Annotated in this window: 19 protein-coding genes; 8 read left to right on the top strand and 11 right to left on the bottom strand. The window is 69.9% G+C overall.

Annotation, left to right across the window (positions count from 1 at the left end):
* Nucleotides 1-103: 103 nt before the first annotated feature.
* Nucleotides 104-2479, bottom strand: coding sequence for a 5'-nucleotidase C-terminal domain-containing protein (locus ACOZ38_RS11820; RefSeq protein ID WP_424530348.1), 2376 nt, complete (start codon nt 2477-2479; stop codon nt 104-106).
* 266 nt (nt 2480-2745) lie between these two features.
* On the opposite strand from ACOZ38_RS11820, the gene ACOZ38_RS11815 reads away from it, so the two are divergent.
* Nucleotides 2746-3165 (top strand): FKBP-type peptidyl-prolyl cis-trans isomerase, encoded by a 420-nt coding sequence (locus ACOZ38_RS11815; protein WP_424536988.1) that lies wholly within the window; start codon nt 2746-2748, stop codon nt 3163-3165.
* A 7-nt stretch (nt 3166-3172) separates the two neighbouring features.
* On the opposite strand, the gene ACOZ38_RS11810 is transcribed toward ACOZ38_RS11815, so the two are convergent.
* From ACOZ38_RS11810 to ACOZ38_RS11775, 8 genes are all read right to left on the bottom strand, one after another.
* Complete coding sequence (locus tag ACOZ38_RS11810; RefSeq protein WP_424536987.1) at nt 3173-3382, bottom strand: hypothetical protein; 210 nt, start codon at nt 3380-3382, stop codon at nt 3173-3175.
* On the bottom strand, nt 3295-3849 hold the full coding sequence (locus ACOZ38_RS11805; RefSeq protein ID WP_424530346.1) for a hypothetical protein: 555 nt from the start codon (nt 3847-3849) through the stop codon (nt 3295-3297). The genes ACOZ38_RS11810 and ACOZ38_RS11805 overlap by 88 nt, the downstream gene beginning before the upstream one ends.
* Nucleotides 3850-3957: 108 nt before the next feature.
* Nucleotides 3958-5493: a glycoside hydrolase family 43 protein gene (locus ACOZ38_RS11800; RefSeq protein WP_424530344.1), complete on the bottom strand. Its 1536-nt coding sequence runs from the start codon at nt 5491-5493 to the stop codon at nt 3958-3960.
* A gap of 22 nt (nt 5494-5515) precedes the next feature.
* Nucleotides 5516-8509 carry an endo-1,4-beta-xylanase gene (locus tag ACOZ38_RS11795; RefSeq protein ID WP_424530342.1) on the bottom strand — a complete coding sequence of 998 codons (2994 nt, stop codon included), beginning with the start codon at nt 8507-8509 and terminating at the stop codon, nt 5516-5518.
* Between the two features lie 46 nt (nt 8510-8555).
* Entirely contained in the window at nt 8556-9929 is a 1374-nt protein-coding gene (locus ACOZ38_RS11790) for a glycoside hydrolase family 5 protein (protein WP_424530341.1), read from the bottom strand.
* A 55-nt stretch (nt 9930-9984) separates the two neighbouring features.
* On the bottom strand, nt 9985-10860 hold the full coding sequence (locus ACOZ38_RS11785; protein WP_424530340.1) for a carbohydrate ABC transporter permease: 876 nt from the start codon (nt 10858-10860) through the stop codon (nt 9985-9987).
* Complete coding sequence (locus tag ACOZ38_RS11780; RefSeq protein WP_424530339.1) at nt 10857-11789, bottom strand: carbohydrate ABC transporter permease; 933 nt, start codon at nt 11787-11789, stop codon at nt 10857-10859. Before ACOZ38_RS11780 ends, ACOZ38_RS11785 begins: the two co-directional genes overlap by 4 nt.
* Nucleotides 11790-11915: 126 nt before the next feature.
* Complete coding sequence (locus tag ACOZ38_RS11775; protein WP_424530337.1) at nt 11916-13208, bottom strand: extracellular solute-binding protein; 1293 nt, start codon at nt 13206-13208, stop codon at nt 11916-11918.
* Between the two features lie 246 nt (nt 13209-13454).
* Here ACOZ38_RS11775 and ACOZ38_RS11770 point away from each other — a divergent pair, with 246 nt between their 5' ends.
* The 5 genes from ACOZ38_RS11770 (at nt 13455) to ACOZ38_RS11750 (ending at nt 18604) form a co-directional block, all read left to right on the top strand.
* Nucleotides 13455-14471, top strand: a complete 1017-nt coding sequence (locus ACOZ38_RS11770; protein ID WP_405146265.1) for a LacI family DNA-binding transcriptional regulator — start codon at nt 13455-13457, stop codon at nt 14469-14471.
* A 128-nt stretch (nt 14472-14599) separates the two neighbouring features.
* A complete protein-coding gene (locus ACOZ38_RS11765) occupies nt 14600-16036 on the top strand; it encodes a glycoside hydrolase family 30 protein (RefSeq protein ID WP_424530334.1) in 1437 nt (478 codons plus the stop codon).
* Nucleotides 16033-17073, top strand: a complete 1041-nt coding sequence (locus tag ACOZ38_RS11760; RefSeq protein WP_424530332.1) for a Gfo/Idh/MocA family protein — start codon at nt 16033-16035, stop codon at nt 17071-17073. The genes ACOZ38_RS11765 and ACOZ38_RS11760 overlap by 4 nt, the downstream gene beginning before the upstream one ends.
* A complete protein-coding gene (locus tag ACOZ38_RS11755; RefSeq protein WP_424530330.1) occupies nt 17070-17933 on the top strand; it encodes a PmoA family protein in 864 nt (287 codons plus the stop codon). Before ACOZ38_RS11760 ends, ACOZ38_RS11755 begins: the two co-directional genes overlap by 4 nt.
* Nucleotides 17930-18604 (top strand): cupin domain-containing protein, encoded by a 675-nt coding sequence (locus ACOZ38_RS11750; RefSeq protein ID WP_424530328.1) that lies wholly within the window; start codon nt 17930-17932, stop codon nt 18602-18604. The genes ACOZ38_RS11755 and ACOZ38_RS11750 overlap by 4 nt, the downstream gene beginning before the upstream one ends.
* 120 nt (nt 18605-18724) lie before the next feature.
* On the opposite strand, the gene ACOZ38_RS11745 is transcribed toward ACOZ38_RS11750, so the two are convergent.
* Together ACOZ38_RS11745 and ACOZ38_RS11740 are read right to left on the bottom strand one after the other, a co-directional pair.
* Nucleotides 18725-20011 carry an MFS transporter gene (locus ACOZ38_RS11745; RefSeq protein ID WP_424530326.1) on the bottom strand — a complete coding sequence of 429 codons (1287 nt, stop codon included), beginning with the start codon at nt 20009-20011 and terminating at the stop codon, nt 18725-18727.
* Between the two features lie 113 nt (nt 20012-20124).
* Entirely contained in the window at nt 20125-20895 is a 771-nt protein-coding gene (locus ACOZ38_RS11740; protein ID WP_424530325.1) for a class I SAM-dependent methyltransferase, read from the bottom strand.
* A 163-nt stretch (nt 20896-21058) separates the two neighbouring features.
* Between ACOZ38_RS11740 and ACOZ38_RS11735 the strand changes: the two genes are divergently transcribed.
* The gene (locus ACOZ38_RS11735) at nt 21059-21595 is read left to right on the top strand and encodes a copper resistance CopC family protein (protein ID WP_424530323.1); all 537 of its coding nucleotides are present in this window, start codon (nt 21059-21061) and stop codon (nt 21593-21595) included.
* Nucleotides 21592-22713 carry a copper resistance D family protein gene (locus ACOZ38_RS11730; protein WP_424530322.1) on the top strand — a complete coding sequence of 374 codons (1122 nt, stop codon included), beginning with the start codon at nt 21592-21594 and terminating at the stop codon, nt 22711-22713. The genes ACOZ38_RS11735 and ACOZ38_RS11730 overlap by 4 nt, the downstream gene beginning before the upstream one ends.
* Nucleotides 22714-22718 lie beyond the last annotated feature (5 nt).

Raw genomic sequence — 22718 nt, 5'->3', positions numbered from 1 at the left:
TATGGGTGCGGGGCCGGGGCCGGCCGAATCGACCGGCCCCGGGTTCACTGAAGGCGGCGCCCCCGGGCACCTACGGCATTTACCGTGGCCACCGCCGGTCCGGTCAGGCGCAGCTGATCGAGGTGTAGGAGGCGTCGTAGGACGAGGTGACCTGCTTGCCACCGATCGTCGCGGTACCCGTCACAGCCGCCGTGCCCGCGGCGAGCTGCCCGGTCCTGGTGTTGAAGGACTGGTACGCCTGCTTGCCCGTGGCCACGTCCGCCACGGTCTTGGCACCGTAGGCGGTCGACAGCGTCACGTTCACCGGCACGGTGCCGTCGTTGACGGCCGTGACCGCCACGTACGCCGATGTGCCCACGCAGCGGGCCTGGGCGGTCACGGTCAGCGGAACACCGAGTGCGGTTCCGCTGAGTGCCACCGTGGTCGGGCTGTTGGCGGCGGTGCTTCGGACGACCAGGTTTCCGGTGTAGGTCGTGCCAGCGGTCGGCTTGAACGCCACGGACACGCTGCAGGAGGCACCCGAGGCAAGCTGCCGGCCCTGGCACGTGTCATCGGAGACGACGAAGCCCGAGGGCACTTCGACAGAGTTGACGGTGATCGTGGACTGGCTGGTGTTGGTGAACCGCACCGCCATCGGGTCGCTCTGCTCCCCGGTCCCCTGGTTTCCGAAGCTGAGTTCGGTGGAGCTGGGGGTCAGAGTGGCGACGGTGTCCAGGACCAGGGCCGGCTCGCCCTTGTACACCAGACGCCAGTCCACACGCGCGAACGCGGCCGGGTCGATGGTCTTGTGTTCCATCATCCAGTCGATGATCTCGTCCCTCACCTCGGTGAGGGGGTTGAAGACGATCGGCGCGGTGGCGATGTGGGGCGCGTTGCCGCCGCCGTTCTGGCGGTAGTTGTTGGTCGCGACCACGAACTCCTGGGCGGGGTCCAGGGGCGCCCCGTTGAAGGAGAGGTTGATGATCCGCTCCCCAGCGGGTTTGGAGACGTCGATGTCGTAGGTCAGTCCCCGTGCGACGTCGTAGTTGTACGCCGGGCCGTTACCGGTCACGGTGCCCGGCTTGTACGGGCCGGGAACCGACACCTGCTTCATGAACTTCGCCGACCACTCCAGGAAGTCCTTCATCTGGGCGCCGTTCATCTTCACGCCGATCAGCGTGTTGTCGTAGATGTACGCTCCCGCCATGTCACGGATCGTGACGTTGCCCTTCGGGATGACGGCCTTGGCGTCGAAAGGCGCAGCCAGGGAGAGGACCGGAAGGGATGCTTCGGGCGTGCCCGCCAGGCCCTTCTTCACGACCTCCGCCTGGACGTAGTTGATGAAGTCCAGTGCGGCGACGTCCTTGTAGTGGGCCTCCCGCATCGGCATGGTCTCGAGAGACGTGCCGATGACACCGTTGACGTGATCGACCACCTTCTGGTGCGCCGCGCCGGTCAACGCGTTGATCTTCGGGTCGTCGGTCACCGTGCTCGCCTGCAGCAGCTTGGACGACTTCGAGGCGACGCTCCACTGACCGTCGACCTTCGCGAGATCGATGTCGACCACACCGAGAACCTTGCCCCAGGAGCCCGCCTGGGTGACAAGCACCTGCTTACCGGTGGCCTTGTTGGTGACCAACTGCTGCGGGATCTCGCTGTGAGAATGCCCGGCGACGATCACATCGATGCCGGGGACCTCCTGGGCGAGCAGCGTGGAGGCATTCTCGGGGAACGGGATCTGGTCGCCGTACGACGAGCCCGTGCTGGTGCCGGAGTGGACCGAGGCGACGAGGACGTCCACACCCTGGTCGCGGATGATCGGTACGTACTTCTTCGCTTCTTCGACGATCCCGTTGAAGCGAAGCCGCCCTTCAACGCTGGACTTGTCCCAGATGGCGGAGCCAGGTGTGGTCAGACCGAGGATGCCGACGCGGATCGGATCGTGCCCCTCGATCGACATCGTCTTGATGATGTAGGGGGTGAAAGCGGGCTCGCCGCTGTTCCAGTCGTGAACGTTGGCGCCGAGTATCGGGAAGTCGACCTGCTTTTCGAACGCTCGCAGAGTCTCGACCCCGTAGTTGAACTCGTGGTTGCCCAAGGTCATGACGTCGTAGCCGATCGCGTTCATCGCCTCGGCCATCGGGTGGATCGTGCCCTTGGTGATTGGCTCGGTCCTGGCGTAATAGGTACCCAGCGGCGTGCCCTGGATCGTGTCGCCGTTGTCGAGCAGCAGAGTGTGGTCTCGGCCCTTCTCGACCCGGACCTTTTCGATGAGGCTGGAGACCCTGGCCAGGCCACGCCCCGTGTCCGGTTTATCCGCGTAGTAGTCCCAGTTGAAGAGGTGGGTATGTAGATCGGTCGTGTTCATGACCGTGACGGAGACGCTGTCGTCAGAGCTCGGCTCGGCATGGGCGACCGGCAGTCCGATCGCGGCGAGGCACGCGAGCGAAAGGGCGACGATGCCTACTCGTCTCTGGTAGGCGGTCGAGGCTCTTACCACGTGTGACGGTCCTTCCTATGGGGTTGATCAGAGTTCGCAAGTCTGGGAGAAAAGTACAAATCATGTCAAGCAGGCATATTGACGCACTAACGTGAACAATTTTGGACAATTATTCAGCGGGGAGATGGCCGGGGCGTGCACCGGGTTCATGCCTGCACCTGCGACTTTCCAGGTCGGCCCGGCCGGGGGATCGACGATGAGTCCGCGGTTCGCCCCTTCCCGCTCGCGGTCACGGACCCACCGGCCGACGCGTCGCATATGCGGTCCTGCTAGATTTCGGCAGTCGTCGCCGCCGCGGGTGTCGCACTGCTCGTCACCTGGCTCGCCGGAGGGTTCGCGAGCACGACGAAGGCGACAGCCGCCGGACGGACGCCCCGGCACACGGACACTCGCAGTCGACGGCTGCCGCTATTTCGGCGGACGGCACGGTTTTCCCGCCGCCCTATTCCGATGGAGAGGAGTTCGACGCGTCCTGGCATCAGCAATCCCCGTTCACCTTTGTGTTGGGGGCGGGCCAGGTCATCGAGGGCTGGGACAAGGGTCTGCGTGGCATAAAGGTCGGTGGCCGGCGCGAATTCGCCATCCCGGCCGCGCAGGCCTACGGCGCAGCCGGAAAACGCGCGATCCCGCCGAATGAGCCGCTTGTCTTTCTGGTTGACCTACTCGCGGTTAAGGCCGCTCACTGACCATCAATTACCGACTCGTAACCGATGACCAGAGACCTTCTGACGGAGCATGATCATCCTGATCTCGCGCTCCGCGGATCCGCCCGATGTGGGAGGGGGAGATGCCCACATCGGCCAACTGCTGCGCGATCAAGGTGTGGGTCCAGGTCGCTTCCCCTTCCGAGGGCACCCTGGTGGCACAGGCGACCACGCGCAGGCGCACCTCGGGCCCGTAGATCTCCGGCCTGCCCGGGCGCGGCAGGTCAACCAGGCCCTGGCCTCGCCCGTGGCGCCGAGGGCCGCCGGCTTACCTTCGGCCACAACCGCTTCGTAGATCTCGACCGGCTCCCGGGCGGCGGCGACCTCCGCCTCGGTCGGCGTGAAGATGTCATGGACGATCTGGACGTGCGGAGGATAGAAGGTCGACAATGCGGTGCAACCCTGCATACGGCTGACCTCGGCGCGACGGCGGATCTCGGGCAGATCACGGTAGTCCGGCGCAGAGGGGTCCCGCAGGTAGTGAACGGCGCGCTCGCGGGCCTCTTCCTTACGGGCCGACGCCACCGAGTCTTCCAGGTCGAGGAACATCATGCCGGCCGGGATATCAGGCACCTTGGCCCACTTGTAGTCGTCCAGGATGGGCGTTTCGAATACGCTGCGGATGGAGCGGTAACGGAATTTACGATCGGTGCTGTGGCGGTTCACACCACGATTGACGCGATCGTTGTCCGTGTCCCCGGCACTTCTGGTCCGACCTTGCCGAAGCCGAGATCGTTGTAGGCCGATGCCGTCGCACCGTTACGGTGACCCGCGTTAGACCCCCGGCAGGGGGAGGTATTCGAACCAGTCGAAGTCGGCGACGTTGTCGCTCGGGTGGCCCTCGCCGGAGAGGTACATGCCGATGTAGGCGCCGATGAAGCCTCCGGCGAGGGAGGTGCTGAGGACACGGCCGTCCACCGGGTCGCCCAGCGGGTGCCACTCCCCCGGCGAGGTGGCGTACGACATCTGGTACTCCTGCTCGTGGGCCTCCACGCCGAGCCAGAGCCGCCCGCCAGGCACGTCCGCCTGCGCCAGCGTGCGGTCGGCGCCGCCCTCCCTCCTGATCACGACAAGCCCCCCGGTGGTCATGACCAGCAGGATGTGGAAGTCGTCGTTCTGCACCAGCGCCAGACCTGCACGCTCCCCACCTGAGGGGGTGAACTCCATGGCGGCGCGCACGGCGAAGTGGGCATGCCGCTGCCGCCGGGCGACGAGGCTCGGATTGGTCCATTCGGTGAGCGACTCCGGCCGTCCCCGCAGCCGCAGGTACCCGGGGCGCTCGGTGAGCGTCCAGTACGGCTCGCGCGGCGTGCGCAGGTGGTTCCAGTCGGGCGCCAGCCGTACGGCGTCGAAGTTGTCGCAGGCGGGCGCGGCCGGCCACCGGTGCACGGGAAGGCCGGGCGCCTCGGCGTCGAGCTCGACCGGGCCGGGGACGGGCCAGCCGTCCTCCCACCGCACCGGCGTCAGGAACGTCTCGCGGCCGAGGTTGTAGTGGTAGCCGCCGTACGGCCGCATGGCGAGGAGCACCATCCACCACTCGCCGCCCGGTGTCTGGACCAGGTCCCCGTGGCCGGTGCCCACGATGGGGTGGTCGCGGCCGAGGTTGCGGTGGGTGAGGACCGGGTTGCGCGGGTTCCCGGTGTACGGCCCGGTCACCGTGTCAGCGCGGGCGACGCTCAGGGCGTGGTCGTGCTCGGTGCCGCCCTCGGAGGCCAACAGGTAGTAGGTGCCGTCGACCTTGTAGATATGCGGCCCCTCGGCCCAGATCGCGCCCTTGACCGCGCCCTCCCAGAGCACGTGCTCCTCGCCGACGAGCTTCATGCCGTCGAGGTCCAGCTCGCGGAGCCAGACCTCGGTGTGTCCCTCGTACCGCTGTGGCCGGGCGGGGCGGGTGCCGTGCGCCCACGCCCGGCCGTCGTCGTCGAAGAACAGGGACGGGTCGAACCCCTCGGTGTCGGACAGCCAGTAGGGCTCGCTCCACGGCCCGGCGGGGTCGGTGGCGGTGACGAGGAGGTTGCCCGACTCCATCAGCCCGTCCACCAGGGTGGTGACCAGGTAGAACACGCCGTCGTGGTGCCTCAGCGTCGGCGCGTAGATGCCTCCGCTCGGCCGTATGCCGTCCACGGGAAGCTGGGACGCCCGGTCGAGCGCGTGCCCGATCTGCCGCCAGTGCACCAGATCCCTGCTGTGGAAGACCGGCACGCCGGGGAACCACTCGAAGGTCGAGGTCACCAGGTAGTAGTCCTCGCCCACCCGGCAGATCGAGGGGTCCGGGTGGCACCCCGGCAGGATCGGGTTGCTGAAGCGCACCGCACGCGGCCTTTCGTCTCGCTTATCTGGTCAGTTCGAGCACTCCCCAGCCCGCCGTGCTGAGGTAGGACTGGCCGGAGGCGTCGTTCCAGGTCACGGCCCCTGTACGGGCGGCGGCGGTCGCGTCGTTGACCTGGATGTCGAAGCCCAGGAGGCTTCCGGCGGCCAGCGTGACCGTCGGCAGCCTGATCGACGCCTCGACGACGTAGCCGCCGGGCACGATCTTCGCCGCGCTCGTCAGGTTGTCCTTGACGGCGAAGGCGTCGAAGGTGCCGCCGACGGTCTGCTTCCCGGAGAAGGACACGCGGTACTGCCCGTCGTCATCGTCGTACCCCTTGGTCTTGCCGTTCCCGGGGTCGGCGAAGATCTCGACGGAGTCCTGCTCCCACGGGTTGGGCGAGACCTCGCTGAGCGCGGGGTCGGTGACGCGCGCGAGCACGTACAGGTGCCCGGCGTCCCACATCGCGCGGACGGTGGCGGTGGCACCGGTGGTGCCCTGGATCCAGGTGGCGGTGCGGATCTCCGGGGCCTTGGCCCAGGCGGCGTCGGCGACCCCGTCGATGACCGGCGTGCCCCTGCGCGCCGTGGCCAGGCTCACCGCCGGGGTGAGGGTGAGCTCGCCCTTCCAGGAGACCTCCCCCCTGACGTCGTGCACGACCAGCTCGAAGGGGACCTTCCCGCCGAGCGCCGCCCCGGCGGGAAGGAGTGCCTCCACGCGGTAGCCGCCCTTGACGGCCCGCGTGTCGTACCATCGGGCACCGCCGTCACGCTTCATGACGTGGGCGGTGCCACCGGCCCGCACGGTCACCGTGTCCGCCTTGTCGCGCGACGGGTCGCGCACCTCGGCCAGCACGGCGAGGCCGGCGGGAGACCAGCGGGCCTGGAACCCGGCGGCGAGGTCGCCCACCCGGGCGACCGGCGCGTCGGGCAGCAGGTCCCACTGCCGCTCGCGCTCACCGTCGATCTTGACGGTGCCCTTCGGCGCGTCGAGCCTCCGCGTCAGCGGCGGCAGCCGCGACGGGTCGGCCACGCCCCAGTACGCCGGCTTGGCCTGGAGTTCGTCGTCGAACAGCACCGGCGGGTTGAGCCGGGTGATCGGGAAGGAGGACAGCCAGGTGGCGTCGTCGGCGAGGCCCCACACCGTCACCGAGGACAGGTGGGAGGCCTGCCGGCGTAGGACGTCGAAGATCTCCTTGTAGCGGTACCCCTGCTGGGCCAGCACTTCGGCGGGCACGGTGGCGTAGGAGGAGGCGAAGTCGGTGTAGACGCTGACGTCCAGCTCGGTGACCTGCTGGTCCACCCCGAGCCCCGCGAACAGCTCGATGGTCTTCTCGATCTCGGCTGCCGGGGCCTGCTCGATGTTCACGTGGAGCTGGTGGCCGACGGCGTCGACCGGCACTCCCTCGCCCCTGAGCTTCCTGACCAGGTTGTAGACGGCCTCGCGCTTGCGCGGCAGCTCGGTGTTGTAGTCGTTCAGCACGAGCTCGGCGGCCGGGTCCACCTGGTGGGCGACGCGGAACGCCGTGCGGATGAAGTCGTAGCCGGTGATCAGGAACCACGGGCTTCGGCGCATGCCGTCGGGCTGGTTCTCGTCCACGACCTCGTTGACGACGTCCCAGGTCTGGATCCTGCCCTTGTAGCGGCCGACGACCGCTCTGATGTGGTTCTCCAGCCGCTTCAGCAGCAGGGCCTTGTCGGCCGGGGTGGCCGTCAGGTCGCGGTCGCCGTCCTTGAACACCCAGCCGGGGGTCTGGCTGTGCCAGGCCAGCGTGTGGCCGCGGAACTTCAGGCCGTGCTCGGTGGCGTAGTCCACCAGGTGGTCGCCGTCGCCGAAGGTGAACTCGCCCTCGCGCGGCTCGGTGGCGTCCCACTTCAGCGCGTTGCCCGGGGTCACGCTGTCGAAGTGCTTGGTGAGCAGTCGCCCGTGCTCGCCGAGGGTCTGGGCCCGCGCGACCGCCGCTCCCACGTCGAACGGCAGCCCGTCCTTGAGCGAGGGGAGGTCGGTCTGGATCGGCTTCGGCGGCACGTACGCCAGTGTGAAGTCGTCGATCGAGAACGGGAAGGTGCCGCTTCCGGACTCCACGTAGACGCTGAGGAAGTCCACGTCGTAGGCCAACGTGTATGAACCTTTCAGCTGGACCCACTGCCCGGCCGTGATCGCGGTGGGGGCCACCACGCGGTCGTAGCTCGCCGTGCCGGCGAGGCGGCGCTCCACCGACAGGCCCAGCTCGCCGGCCGCCGTGTCCGGCCCGAGCCGCACCCAGATCGACAGCGTGTACTTCGACCCCTTGGTCATCTTGCCGAGGACCTTGAGGGAGGGCCCGTCCCAGGAGGCCGACCTGCCCGTGGCCAGCAGGCTCGCGGTGCCGCCGTGGGCCTCCGCCGTGCTGACCGTCAGCGAGGCCGAGCCGCGTGACGTCCATCCCTGCGCGGTGCCGCTCTCGAAGTCGGTGGTCACGCCGGACTGCCCGGGGTCGGCGTCGGCGGTGATCGTGATGTCGTCCAGGAAGTACTCGCCGGTGGCCTCCGAGCTCTCGGCGTAGAGCTGCAGCTCGGTGGAGTCCTCCGCGTAGGTGTACGTGCCGGCGATCTCGGTCCAGGCCGCGTCGGTGACCGTGGCGGCGCCGACCCGCTCGTACGTGGTCGTCCCGCCGGCGGATGTGCGCTGCACGGTGAGCGCGACCGTGCTGGACGGCTGCCCGGCGGCCAGGCGCGCGTAGGCGGTGACTGAGTACGCCACCCCCTTCTCCAGCGGCGGGCTGATGGACGCTCCGTGCCAGGTCTCGGTCCTGCCGGTGGTCAGCAGGGAGCCGCTTCCCGTGTGGGCCACGTCCGGGGCCACCCTGACCGCGACCCCGGAACCTCGTGGCCCCCATCCCTGCGTGGTGCCGTCTTCGAAGTCATATTTCGCGATCTGTACGGCCTGCGCGGATACCGCCTGCGCCGCAGGGAGCGACAGGACGGATAAGGGCAGGCATAACAGGACAGCCGCCACCCAGGAACGGGGCAACCGCATGCTGGTCTCCTCAAGGTCAGGTAGCTGAGCCAGGTCGAGCGAGGGGTCAGGTCAGGTTGGAGGTCAGGAGGTCGATCAGCGGGCCGCGCCGCACGCAGTTCCCGAGCGCGAAGGAGTCGGCCAGCGCGACCAGCTCACCGTCGTCCAGCCCGCCGAACAGGGAGGCGTACTCGGGCACGAGCGCCTGCGCGATGAGGATGTGCCGGATCAGGTCGTCCACCTGGTAGCGGGCCCCCCACGGGTACGGTTCCCAGAGGGGGAACTCGCCCTCCATGAACCGGTGGAGCGGGGTGAGCACGTCGCCCGACTCCTCCATCGTCGAGCCCCACCGGTCGGCCCCGAGCCGCTTCTTCTTGGCCACGAAGTCGCCGAAGCGGCTCAGGTACGGCCCGGCGGGGTCGGCGTGCACCAGGCCCTGGAGCCCCACATCCTTGTACGTCCACAGCGACCAGCCGGCCTCGTACCCGTCGAAGATCTCCAGCTGGTCGGCGAGTATCCGGTAGCGCTGCTCGTCCACGGCCGGGTCCCCGGTGTAGACCGGGCCGAACTCCCCCACCCACAGCGGCGTGCCGGTCTCGCGCTGGAAGGTCGTGCGCTTCTCGAAGGCCCGCTCCAGTTGCTCCCGGTCCACCCACTCCCCCCGCGTGTACCCCGGGTACGGCCCGCCGTGGGCGAACCCGGCCAGCGCGTAGTCGTGGCAGACGAACACCGTGTTCTCGTACACCTCGCGGAAGATCGAGAAGTCGGTGGAGTAGGTGTTGCCGTCCAGGAAGAGCACGTGGGACGGGTCCACCGCGCGCAGCGCCTTGACCAGGCGGTCGTAGAAGGGCCCGATCACCCGCCCGGCGGCGTCGCCCGGCTCGTTGACCGGGTTGTACCCGGCCACCCAGGGGTGGTCCTTGTAGTGGTCGGCGATCGCCTCCCACAGGTGGACGGCGCGGTCCTGGAAGTGCCTGTGCTGCCAGAACGACGCCACGTGGGTGGGGTTGTCGGAGTGCCAGTGCTGGTTCTGCGCGCCCGGCAGCGCGTGCAGGTCGATCACGCTGTAGATCCGGTGCTCCGCCAGCAGGCCGATGACGCGGTCGAGGTGGCGGAAGCCGTCCTCGACGATCTCCATCGGCCGGTCGTCGGACTCGAGGTGCCGGTAGTTCACCGGGATTCGCACGCAGTTGACGCCCATGCCCGCGAGCAGGGCGGCGTCCTCGGGGCCGAAGAAGGAGGTCAGCAGCCGGTCGAAGAACAGCTCCTGCCGATCCTGGCCCAGCACGCTCCGCACGGCGTCGCGCATGGACGCCTCGTTGGCCGGGTAGCCGGTGATGAAGTTCTCCATGTTCATCCAGCCGCCGAGGCCCACCCCCCGCAGCCGCACGGAGCTTCCGTCGGCCGCGACGAGGCGGGATCCGGACACACGCAGGGTCATTCGGCACTCCTTGGTGAGAAGCCGTGAAGCTCGATGGACCGGGAGAGGAGCGAGGTCATCCCTTCGTCGCTCCCGCCGTGAGGCCGCCGATGAGCTGGCGCTCGGCGACGGCGTAGAACGCCAGGGCGGGCACCATCGCGAGCACGACGTAGGCGAGGATGCGCGCCGTGTCCGAGGAGTACTGGCCGTAGAACTGCTGGACGCCGAGCGGGATGGTGGACCAGTTCGGATCGTTGAAGATGACCAGCGGCAGGAAGAAGTTGTTCCAGCTCGCCACGATCGCGAGGACCGACACCGTGGCCAGGGCGGGCCGTGCCATCGGCAGCAGGATCCGCCAGAAGAACCCGAAGGTCGTGCAGCCGTCGATCGTCGCGGCCTCCTCGACCTCGCGCGGGATCGTCCTGAAGAACGACCGAAGGACGATGATCGTCACCGGCAGGCCGAAGGCGGCCTGGGGCAGGATCACCCCGAACGGGTTGTCCAGCAGCCCGAGGGTCCGCAGCAGGATGAACAGCGGCAGGATCGCCACCGCGAAGGGGAACATCAGCCCCATCGTGAACAGCGTGAACAGGAACTCCCTGCCCCTGAACGCGAAGCGGGCGAACACGAAGGCCGCCATGGCCGACAGGCCGACCACGATGACCATCGTCGCCAGCGCGATGAACGTGCTGTTGACGAGCTGGCGCCAGAACGTGCCCGAGGTCAGCACGTCGGTGTAGTTCTCCGGCACCCAGGGCGAGGGCGGGCCGAAGGGGTTGGTCGAGAGCTGGCTGGTGTCCTTGAAGCCCCCGACCAGCCCGAACACGAACGGCACGACGATGAACGCGCCGAGCACGAGCACGATCGCGTGCAGCGAGACGGACCTGAGCCACGAGAGCCGCAGGGGGGCGGGCGTGCGTGCGTGCCCGGGCGCCTGGGCGGGCGCGCTCATCGCTGGTCTCGCATGGTGGTGATCGCTCCTTCGGTGTCGCGGCGCAGGACGAACCGCTGGTAGCCCAGCGCGAAGACGAGGCTGATGAGGAACATCACGACGCTGATCGCGCTGGCGTAGCCGACCTGGGACCGCTTGAAGCCGAACTGGAACATCGTCACGGCCATCGTCTCGGAGGAGTGGATCGGCCCTCCGCTCGTGAGCACCCACACCAGGTCGAACAACTGGATCGCGCCGATGATGGACAGGAAGACGCTGATCCTGATCGTCGGCCCGAGCAGCGGCAGGGTCACGTAGCGGAACTGCGTCCAGCTCCCGGCCCCGTCGATCGCGGCGGCCTCGCCCAGCTCCCTCGGGATGCCCTGCCGGCCCGCGAGGTAAAGGATCATGTGGAAGCCGAAGTACTTCCATGTCATGACCAGGAACAGCGACATCATGACGGTGGAGGGCTCGGCGAGCCAGCTGGACTGCAGGGCGTCCAGGCCGATGGCGCCCAGTATCTGGTTGGCCAGGCCCGCTTCCGGGGAGAGGATCATGGTGAACAGGACCCCGGTGATCACCTCGGACAGCACGTACGGGGCGAAGAACAGCAACCGGTAGAACGCCCGCCCGCGCATCTTCTGGTTGAGCAGCATGGCGATGGCCAGCGCCAGCGGAAGCTGGACGGTGATCGACAGGACGATCAGCACCAGGCCGCGCCACAGGTCCCCGACGAACACCTCGTCGTCGAACATCCGGGTGAAGTTGTCGAGCCCGACGAAGTCGGACGGCAGGCCACCGAGGCCGTTCCACTTGAACACGCTGGTGTACATGGCGACGGCGATCGGCGCGAGTACGAGCAGGCCGAAAAGCACCAGCGCGGGGAGCAGGAACAGCGTGATCGTCACCAGGCCCCCGAACCGGCGGCGGCGGGCCGACCGGGCGGCCACCGGACCGGCTCCTCGCGGCGCTCCCGCCGTGGTCGCCGGTCGTACATCCGTCAGCGCCGGACGTGTCATCTCACTCCATTCCCCCTGCGGGCCGGACGTCCCGTCCGGCCCGCCCGTCGTCGTCTCCTACTCGGACTTGGCCGTCTGGGTGATGGCCTGCGCGACCTGCTCGGGGCTCTTGGAACCCGCGATGAGCGCCGCCACGCTGTCGTTGACCTCCTGGCCCACGGCCGGCGGGTAGGCCTGGTCGAGGTAGAGCTGGAACCCGGTCGCGGCCGCGAGCGCCTTGGCCACCACCGCGAGGTTCGGGTCCTTGACCGCCTCCTCCTCGCCCTTGAGCACCGGGAGGAGCGCGCCGGTCTCCACCGCCTGGCGGTGGATGTCGCTCTGAGAGATGAACTTCAGGAAGTCGACGGCCGCGGGCGGCGCGTTGACGCCCACCGCGTACCCGCCGCCGCCGCCGAAGGCGTCCGTCGCCGAGCCCTTGCCGCCCTCGACCGAGGGGAAGCCGAAGAACCCGAGGTTGTCACCGAGGCCCTTGCCGGAGTCCTTCTCGACGGTCGGAGCCCACTGGCCCATCAGCTCCATGGCGGCCTTGCCGTTCCCCATGGTCGCCGCCTGGCCGTCGGGCGTGGAGTACCCGGCGCCGAGGAAGCCCTTCTGGAACGGCTGGAGGTCGACCAGTTCCTTCAGCCGCGTGCCGGCCGCCACGAAGTCGGGCTTGGTGAAGTCGTCGTCGATCGCGGCCTGCTTGAGCGCGTCGAGCCCGGCGATGCGCATGGCCAGGTAGGCCCAGTAGTAGTGGCCGGGCCACTTCTCCTTGCCCGCCAGGGCGATCGGGGTGATCCCGCCGGCCTTGAGCTTCTTGACGGTGTCGAGGTACTCGGTCCACGTGGCCGGCGGCGTGGTGACGCCCACCTTGGCGAACAGCGCCTTGTTGTACCAGAAGCCCACCATGCCGATGTCGCTGGGAATCGCGTAGGTCTTCTGGTCGAACTGGTAGGCCTGCATCGCGGCCGGGGTGAAGTCGGCGATCCAGGTGGCCGCCTCGGACGAGAGGTCCTTGACCAGCCCGGCGTCGACCTGCTGCTTGAGCACGCCGCCGCCCCAGGTGGAGTAGATGTCCGGCGTCTTGCCCGACTGGGTGACCGTCGAGAGCTTCGCCTTGAACGCCTCGTTCTCGATGGGTACGTTCTTGATCGTGACGTTCGGGTGCGCGGCCTGGTACTCCTTGACCTTCTGCGCCCAGAACGACTTCAGCGGTTCCGTCGTGGAGATGTTCCACCACTCGACGGTGACCTTCCCGGCGGAGGAGGACCCGCTGCCCGTGCTCTCCGCGTCACCCGTGCTCGCCTGGCCGCCGCACCCCCCGAGAAACAGCGCGGCCGCCGCCAGTAACACCACACCTCGCCGACTCAACGACATCTCCGTGGTTCCTTCCTCTATCTACGGACCCGCTGCGAGAGCCGGGAGACCCGCGCTCTGAAACTTTCTTTGATCCCCCCGAATATTTCGTGACCCGGAGAGTACGTAAAGCGCTCGTAACACGTCAATAGCCGCGCATGTCTCGTTAGGGAGACCCAGGGCAGCGCGGACGGGTGGATCGGATCGGCGAGAGGGACCCACTGAGGGATATTCCGAAAGCTTTCGGATACACTCCGTCGCATGTCAGCGAAGAGGCGGGTCACGATCGCTCTGATCGCCGAGGAGGCCGGGGTTTCGGTCCCGACGGTCTCCAAAGTCGTCAACGGGCGCCCGGAAGTCGCACCAGAGACGCGCCGGCGGGTCGAGCGTCTGCTTCACGAACACGGCTACAAGCGGCGCACCGGCCAGGGCGACGGCCCGGTGGGCCTGATCGACCTGGTCTTCGCCGAGATCGAGAGCCCCTGGGCGATGGAGATCATCCGAGGGGCCGAGACCGCCGCCCGCGAGGCCGAGGCGGCCGTGGTCGTCTCGGTCCTGCACACCCACTCGGGGCCCGGCCGCGACTGGCTCGACCGCATCGCGGCCCGCCGTACGGACGGGGTGGTGCTGGTGGCCTCGCGGCTGACCCGCCGGCAGCACGGCCAGCTCCTCGCCCGTTCCATCCCCTTCGTCATCGTCGACCCCGAGGGCGAGCCCGCCGCGGACGTGGCCTCGGTCGGGGCGACCAACTGGCACGGCGGGCTGGCGGCCACCCGCCACCTGCTGGAGCTCGGCCACCGCCGCATCGGCATGATCGGCGGGCCGCCCGAGATGCTGTGCAGCCGGGCGCGCATCGACGGCTACCGCGCGGCGCTGGAGACCGCCGGGGTGACGGTCGACCCTGAGCTGATCCGCTACGGCGACTTCCTGGTGGACTCCGGCCACGTGCACGGCAAGGCGTTCCTTGAGCTGCCCGAGCCGCCCACGGCCATCTTCGCGGGCAGCGACATGCAGGCGTTCGGCGTGTTCGAGGCCGCCCGGCGGGCCGGGCTGCGCGTCCCCGACGACCTGAGCGTGGTCGGGTTCGACGACCTGCCGCTCGCGCGCTCGGCGTGGCCGCCGCTGACCACGGTGCGCCAGCCGCTGGAGGAGATGGCCGCGCTGGCGACCCGCATGGCGCTGGAGATCTCCCGCGGGGACTCCCCCGAGACCCGGCGGGTCGAGCTGGCGACCGACCTGCTGGTCAGGGACAGCACCGCCCCGCCGCCTTCCCGCTAACGCCTTCGAAAGTTTCGGCACCTCCTCAGCGATTGCAACGGGAGGTCTTGACGTATGCCCCGAACCCGCTTAGGTTTCAGGGCGCGAAAAGTCTCGTAAATCTTCTGAAACTTTCGGAAGGAATCCGAGTGCCCAGACGAGCGCACGGCGCCATCGCCGCCGGGCTTGCGTTGGCCATGCTGACGAACACCCACGCGTACGCCGCGACCGGAGCCGAGGAAAACGCTTCCCCTCAGATCGTGGTGGACGGGCGGACCCGTCACCAGCCGATCGACGGGTTCGGCTTCTCCCAGGCGTTCCAGCGCGCGGCCGTCCTGCACGGCGCCCAGGGCCTGTCGGCCGAGCACCAGAAGGAGGTGCTCGACCTGCTGCTCAGCCGTACCAAGGGCGCGGGCCTGAGCATCCTGCGGCTCGGCATCGGCTCCTCGGTGGACAACGTCTACGACCACATGCGCACGATCGCGCCCAGCGACCCCGGCGGCCCGGACGCGACCCCGGCGTACCAGTGGGACGGGGACGACGGCGGCCAGGTGTGGCTCGCACGGCAGGCCAAGGCGTACGGGGTCAAGAGGTTCTACGCCGACGCCTGGAGCGCCCCCGGCTACATGAAGGACAACGGCGGCGACGTCAACGGCGGTACGCTGTGCGGCCTGGCCGGCACGAGCTGCGCGAGCGGCGACTGGCGCCGGGCGTACGCCGAGTACCTGGTGAAGTACACGAAGTTCTACGCGCGTGAGGGCATCAGGATCACCGACCTGGGCTTCACCAACGAGCCCGATCTGACCGTCTCCTACGCCTCCATGCGCTTCACCCCCGAGCAGGCGGCCGAGTTCGTCAAGGTGCTCGGCCCGGTGGCGGCGCGGGCGGGGCTCAAGGTCGCCTGCTGCGACGGCGCCGGCTGGACCGTGCAGGAGGGGTACACCAAGGCGATCGAGGCCGACCCCGCCGCCGCGCGCTGGGTGACCACCCACACCGGCCATCCCTACATCGACCCGATCGACCACCCGCTGCCCACCCGCAGGAACACCTGGATGTCAGAGTGGTCGCCCAACGGCACCACCTGGAACGAGAACTGGGACGACGGCAGCGGGTACGACGGCTTCGCGGTGGCCTCCAACATCCACGAGTCGCTGGCCACCGCGGGCGTCAGCGGCTACGTCTACTGGTTCGGCACCTCTCAGGGGGCGACGCGCGGGCTCATCCAGCTCGACGGCGACGCCTACCACGTGTCCAAGCGCCTGTGGGCGCTCGCCGCGTACAGCCGCTTCGTCCGGCCGGGCGCGGTGCGCATCGGGGCGCGCGCCACCGAGGACGGGCTCAAGGTCACGGCCTTCCGCAACGCGGACGGCGGCCAGGTGGTCGAGATCCTCAACACCGGCACCTCGGCCGTCACGACCGACCTGCTCACCGGAGGCGACGGCCGCGCCACCGCCTACCTCACCGACGCGACCCACTCGGTGACGCCCGTCGCCGCCGTCCACGGGCGCGGAGGACGGCTGCGGGCCGATCTGGCCCCGCGCTCGCTCACCACCATCGTCCTCGGCGGCGGGGGGCACGCAGGATGATCCGCGTCGCCATCGTCGGCACGGGCGGCATAGCGGGCGCGTGCCACATGCCCGCCCTCGCGGGGGAGCGCCACCGGGCCGAGGTCGTGGCCGCCGTCGACGTCGACGGCTCGCGGGCCAAGTCGTTCTGCGCCGAGCACGGCATCCCCGAGGCGTACACCGACCTCGGCGAGATGCTGGCCCGCGAGCGGCCGGACCTCGTCCACATCTGCACACCGCCGTACGTCCACGCGCGCCAGGTCGTGGAGTGCCTGCGCGCCGGGACATGGGTGTGGTGTGAGAAACCGCCGTGCCTGTCACTGGCGGAACACGATCGGATCACGGCGGCGGAGCGCGGCACCTTCGCCGCCGTGGTCTTCCAGCACCGCTTCGGCTCGGGGGCCCGCCATCTGCGCCGCCTGGCCGAGAGCGGTGAGCTCGGGCGCCCGATGGTCGCCCTGTGCGTCACGGCGTGGTACCGCGACAGCAGGTACTACTCGGTGCCCTGGCGCGGCACGTGGGAGACCGAGGGCGGTGGCCCGACGATGGGGCACGGCATCCACCAGATGGACCTGATGCTGTCGGTGCTCGGCGACTGGGAGGAGATCCGCGCCATGGCACGCCGGATCGACCGTCCCGTGGAGACCGAGGACGTGTCCATGGCGTCGGTCAGGTTCGAGAGCGGCGCCATGGCCTCGGTGGTCAACAGCGTGCTCTCCCGCCGCGAGGAGAGCTACCTGCGCTTCGACTTCGCCGAGGCGACCGTGGAGCTCAGGCACCTGTACGGATACGGCAACCACGACTGGGCGTGCACTCCCCCGGCTCTGTGGAACCCACCGGACGACGTGCCCAGCTCCCACGCCGCCCAGCTCTCCGCCCTGCTGGACGCCTACGAGCGGGGCGAACGGCCGCCCATGAGCGGCGCGGAGGGCCGGCAGGCGCTGGAGCTCGTCACCGGCCTGTACGCCTCGGCGTTCACCGGCCGGCCCGTACGGCGGTCGGAGCTGACCGTCGAGAACCCCTTCTACCACCGCCTCGACGGAGGGGTCAGCCTGTGATCGTCAAGGACACCGCTGCCGAGCTGGTCGCCGAGGCGGGCGGCGTCGAGCTGATGCGGTACGTCTACCGGCCCGAGATGCCCGCCTTCGAGGGGCCCAAGCCGTACTTCCACCCGTTGCGCACGCTCGCGGGCGACGTCGTCACCGCCTACCGGCCGCACGACCACCGCTGGCACAAGGGCCTGCAGATGACGGTCTCCCATCTGTCGGGCCAGAACTTCTGGGGCGGCGGCAGCTACGTGCGCGAGCGGCGGGGCTACGCCGACCTGCCGAACGTCGGCACCATGCGCCACGAGGAGTTCACCTCCCCCGGCCGCGAGCGCCTGACCTGGCACACGCAGGCGGGAGAGCACTGGGTGGACGAGGAGCGGGAGCTGGCCGTGCGGGACGTCGAGGACGGCTCCTGGGCGCTCGACTTCTCGACCTCGATCACCAACGTGCGCGGGGCGCCGCTGCGCTTCGGCAGCCCGACCACCGAGGGCAGGCCCATGGCCGGGTACAGCGGGCTGTTCTGGCGGGGCCCGAGGTCCTTCACCGACGGCCGGGTGATCGCGGCGGACGGGCAGGGCGGCCCCGAGATGATGGGGCGCACCGCGTCCTGGCTCGCCTACACCGGCGAGCACGACGAGGTGGACCGCGCCTCGACCCTGCTCTTCCTCGCCGAGCCGGGCACCACCTGGTTCGTGCGCACCACCCCCTTCGCCGCCGTGAACCCCTCGCTGGCGTTCTTCGAGGAGGTCGAGCTGCCCCCCGGCGGGACGGCGCGCCACCGCTACCGCGTGGTGGTCGCGGACGGCGCCTGGGACCGCGACCGGCTTTCGGCGTACGTGCGCGCCCACCCGCTGGAGGGACGTCCATGAGCTTCCCCGGGGGCGTCGGCGTGTCGGGGCTGCGGGTCTACGACTGGGCCTCGGCCGACGGCGTCTGCGGCGGCTCCCCGCACATGCACCTGCTCTGCTCGGAGGCCTACATCGTGGTCGAGGGCACCGGAGCGGTGCAGACGCTGACCTGGGACGGGTACGCCGAGACGCCGCTGGAGCCCGGGGCCGTCGTGTGGTTCACCCCCGGGACCGTACACCGGCTGGTCAACGACGACGGGCGGCTGAGGATCGTGGTCGTCATGCAGAACAGCGGCCTGCCCGAGGCCGGGGACGCGGTCTTCACCTTCCCGCCCGCCGTGCTGGCCGACCCGGTCATGTACGGCGAGATCTCCGCGATCACCGGGCCGAAGGACGCGCGGCGCCGCCGTGACGTGGCGATCGAGGGCTTCCTGGAGCTGCGCGACCACGGGCGCGACGCCCTCGCGGCGTTCCACCGCGAGGCGGCGCGCATCGTCTCGGGCAAGCTGGACGCCTTCGAGAAGCGGTGGAGGGAGGGGGCCCTCCAGGCCGCCGAGGTCACCGGCGTCCACCTCCAGGCGCTGCGCGAGGGGGACGCGGACCACCTCAGGGAGGCCCGGATCATGACGTCGTTCCCCGAGACCAGGCTGGGCATGTGCGGCAGGCTCGACACCTACCTGCTCGACGGCTGACCGGGCTCCAACAATGGACAGGCGGGGTCTCGGTGAAGTATGCCGCTGTTTGGTGGGTTCAGGGCGGGATAAGGCGTGCACGCGCGCCGTCATGGTCCGGACGCGAGGCTTACGCGGCCGTCAGGGGACGGAACGGATCTTCCATACGAGGCTCGCGCCGAGCAGCGCCAGCACGGCCGAGGTGAGGTAGAGCACGGGGTAGCCGCCGAGGCTCGCGACGATCGGGCCCGCGATCACCGGGCCGAGCACCTGCGGGCCGGAGTTGGCGATGTTGATGACCCCGAGGTCCTTCGCCCGGCCGGCCGCGGCCGGGAGCACCTGGGTGACCAGGGCGTTGTCCACCGACAGGTAGATGCCGAAGCCGACGCCCATGATCACCGCGGCCACCATGACCATCGTCCACTCGGGCCAGAAGGCCATGATGACCGCGGGCACCGCGCTGATGAAGCCCGACACCGTGACGAGGGTCTTGCGGCGGCCCAGGCGGTCGGAGACGACCCCGCTGACCACCGTGGTGAGCACGACCGCGGCCGTGTAGATGAGGATGAGCACGAGCAGGCCGTCCTCGGCCTTCTGACCGGGGAACCGCCGCTCGTAGTGGACGGCGTCGGTGAGGAAGTAGAGCAGGTAGAGCAGGGCGACGGCGTTGCCGAGCTGCATCAGGAACCGCGTCAGCCAGGCCCAGGCGAAGTCCGGGTGCCGGCGCGGGCTGATCCAGAAGCCGCGCAGGAACTCCCTGGCGTCGAACGGGGCCCGATGCCCGGCGGGCAGCCGCGCGTCCGGAGTGCTGAGCACGAACGGGAGCACGCACAGCGGCACCAGCGCGCCGATCAGCAGATATCCCGACCTGGTGGTCGTGGCGACCATCGTCACGAGCACGACCGCCAGCACCACCCCCAGCGTCTGCGGGATGCCGATCCACCCGGACACCTGACCGCGCTGGCTCACCGGCACGTGGTCGGGCACGCCCGCCGTGAGCGAGGCCTGCATGGCGTTGAGCCCGGCCTGCGCGAGGCACCATCCGATCGCCACGCCCGCGACCGTGCCCTGGAACGCGAGGAAGACCAGGCCGAGGCCGCCCGCGACCGCGCCCGCCAGCGTCCAAGGGTGGCGCCTGCCGAAGCGCCCGGCCGTACGGTCGGACAGGGCTCCGGCCACCGGGTTGAGGATCATGGCCACGGCGGCGCCGATGCCGGTCACCCACGCGAGGGCGGCTTCCTTGCCCAGAGGGTCCGCGGCCGCGATCTGCTGGGGCAGCAGCACCTGCAGCGGACCGAAGTAGGCCATCCACAGGGCGAGGTTCGCCAGCGAGATGAACGTGATCCAGCGGGGGCCCACCCGCCGTACGGGCTCGGCGAGGGCGAGGGGGACGTCAGGGCGCGGCGTGACCGGGGGGACAGCACTCACCAGCGTGACTCCAGGTATTGAGACGTGCTGGGATCGTAGTGGCAGCGCCCCCACGGAGAAAGGGCCCACTTCCGACCGGCACGGCTCCAACGCCCCGGCGGGTCGCGGCCTTTTCAGGGCCGGCGAGCCACGACCACCTCGGTGACGATCTCCTCCTCCCAGACGCCGCTCGGACGCGCCTCCGCCAGCGCCTGGCCGAGCGCCTCGACGAACTCCGGCAGCCGATCGCCGAGACGGGCGGGCGTGGAGTAGGAGTACGAGAGCTGGAGCCCGATCACGGCCTCGGCGTCGCGGCGTGCCGTACGGCGGAACGAGGCGAACGACAGGCGGCGGAAGGTGGAATCGGCCAGCAACTCCGGATGGTGGCGTCCGGACTTCTGGAAGGAGTCCGTGCTGGCTCGCCACTCCACGCCGAAGCTCTGCCGCACGGCCTGCGCCACGGGCTCCCAGGGTGGATCGACCGGATCGCGGCCCGGCCCGACGAGCACGACGGCCCCTTCGGGCGGAAGCATGGTGTCCAGGTCGGCGAGCACCCGTGCCCGGTCCATCCAGTGAAACGACCGCCCCATGACGGCGTGGTCGACGCGGCCGAGCGGCAGTGACGTCAGGCGGCTGGAATCGCCCTTCACCCACCTGACATTGGCGGGCGAGTGGCGCGCCCCCTCGGCCAGCATGTCGTCGCTCGGATCGACGGCCACGATCGTGCCGGCGAGCCGGGACAGGGGGATCGCGAGCGTGCCGGGACCGGAGCCGAGGTCGAGCACCCGGGACCGCTTGCCAAGGGCCAGCTCGCGCGCGATGTGACCGATCACCTCGTCGCCGTACCCATGGCGATATCTGCTGTAGTGCGCGGCGGCACCGTCGAACAACAGTCCAGGTTCCACGCCGCCAAGCCTACGACCAGGCCCTAACCACCCACGCCCGTACCTGTCCGGTGCCCGCCCAAGGTGCGCCGGGGCTGCTTGGTGCCTGGCCGGGGAGGCTATATGCGCGTATAGGTGGCACCATGGCTGCGTCCGATGAACGCGAAGGAAAGGTCATGTCCCGGTGAGGCGATTCCTTACGGTCCTCGTGGTGGCCTGCGCGGCGCTGGCCGTGGCCGTCGCGCCCGCCCAGGCGCACAACGTGCTGACGGGCAGCGATCCGAAGGAAGGCGCCAGGCTCGCCTCCGTGCCCGGCCGGGTGACGCTGACCTTCGACCAGCCGGTCAGGGCCGACTTCGCCCAGGTGGCGCTGACCGGCCCGGACGGCGCGGTCTCCAAGGCCCAGGTGGAGGTCGTGGACAACGAGGTGACGGCCACGCTTCCTGCCACGGCCGCGACCGGGGACTACGTCGTCGGCTACCAGATCGTCTCCAACGACGGCCACCCCGTCAGCGGGAAGGTCGGCTTCACCGTCGCGGGCGGCGCCGCGCCGGCCCCCGCCCCCGCTCCTGCCGTGAAGGACCTGTCCACCTCGGCGGTTCCCCCGGCGAGCGGCGGAGGCTGGGTCTGGGGGCTGCTGGTCGTCGCGGTCCTGCTCTCCGGCCTCGGCATCCTCGTCGTCGCCCGCCAGGGCCGCCAGGCGAAGGGACAGGGCGCGTGAGCGCCAAGGGCGACACCCGCGGCACAGACAGGGTGGCACCTCCCCCCGAGCCGTCCACCGCCGAGCCCCGCTTCGAGCCGTCCGCCGAACCTCCCATCCGGCCGTCCGCCGGCTCGTTCGTGGCGGGTGGGGTGGTGCGGTGGCCGGTGGTCTGGGGAGGTGTGGGGGCGGCGCTTCTGGCCGTGGTGGTGGCCAGTTGGTGGACCTCCCCGGAGGCCGTCCCGGGGATCGCGGTTCCCGGGCCGGTCGTCGAGTACGGCCTGCCGGTCGTCCGCCTGATCCTCGACCTGTGCGCCCTCGCGGTCGTCGGGCTCAGCCTGCTGCCCAGGTTCCTCGGCTTCGACGACCCAGAGCGTACCGAGCCGGTCCTCAGCAGGGCCCGGAGCTGGGCGGTGCTCGCGGCGTTCGGGTGGGCCGTCGCGGCGCTGGTGGCCATGGTGCTCAGCGCCGCGGAGGTCACCCCCGGCCGGATGCCCGACCCCGCCGGGTACGTCAGCGTGATCGGCTCGGGCCAGGGACTGGTGATCAGCGCCGCGTGCGCCCTCATCTACACGTGCTTCGGGCTGCTCGCCGTGCGTTTCGGGGAGAAGGTGCCCGCGGAGCTGCGCGTCGTCGTCGCCGTGTTCGGCCTGCTGCCGCTGCCGGTCAGCGGCCACGCCTCGAACTGGTACTGGCACGACCTCAGCATGGTCTCGATGGAGCTGCACGTCGTCGGGGCGTCGGCGTGGACGGGCGGCCTCGTGGCGCTGGCCGTGCTCCTGACGAGGGACCGCGACCTGCTGGCCCGCGCCCTTCCGAGGTTCTCGCGGCTGGCCACCCTCGCGCTGGTCGTGGTGGCGCTCTCGGGGCTGTTCAACGGGCTGGTCGAGCTGGGGCTGTCACCGACGACGCGGCTGCCCTGGTCGCTGTTCACCACCCACTACGGGCAGCTCGTGGTCGCCAAGATCATCCTGGTGTGCGGGGCCGCGGCGCTCGGGGCCCACATCCGCTGGCGGCTGCTTCCGGGCATCGCACAGCGGCGGGCCACGGCGTTCGCCGCCTGGGCGGCGCTCGAAGTCGGCGTTATGGCCGTGGCGTACGGTGTCGCCGTCGCCCTGACCCGCGCCCCGGTCGCCTGACCGGG

The sequence above is a fragment of the Sphaerisporangium viridialbum genome (assembly GCF_049674955.1).
GTDB lineage: Bacteria > Actinomycetota > Actinomycetes > Streptosporangiales > Streptosporangiaceae > Sphaerisporangium > Sphaerisporangium viridialbum.
The sequence above is the reverse complement of the archived record's forward strand: the minus strand, read 5'-3'. Positions and strand labels throughout refer to the sequence as shown.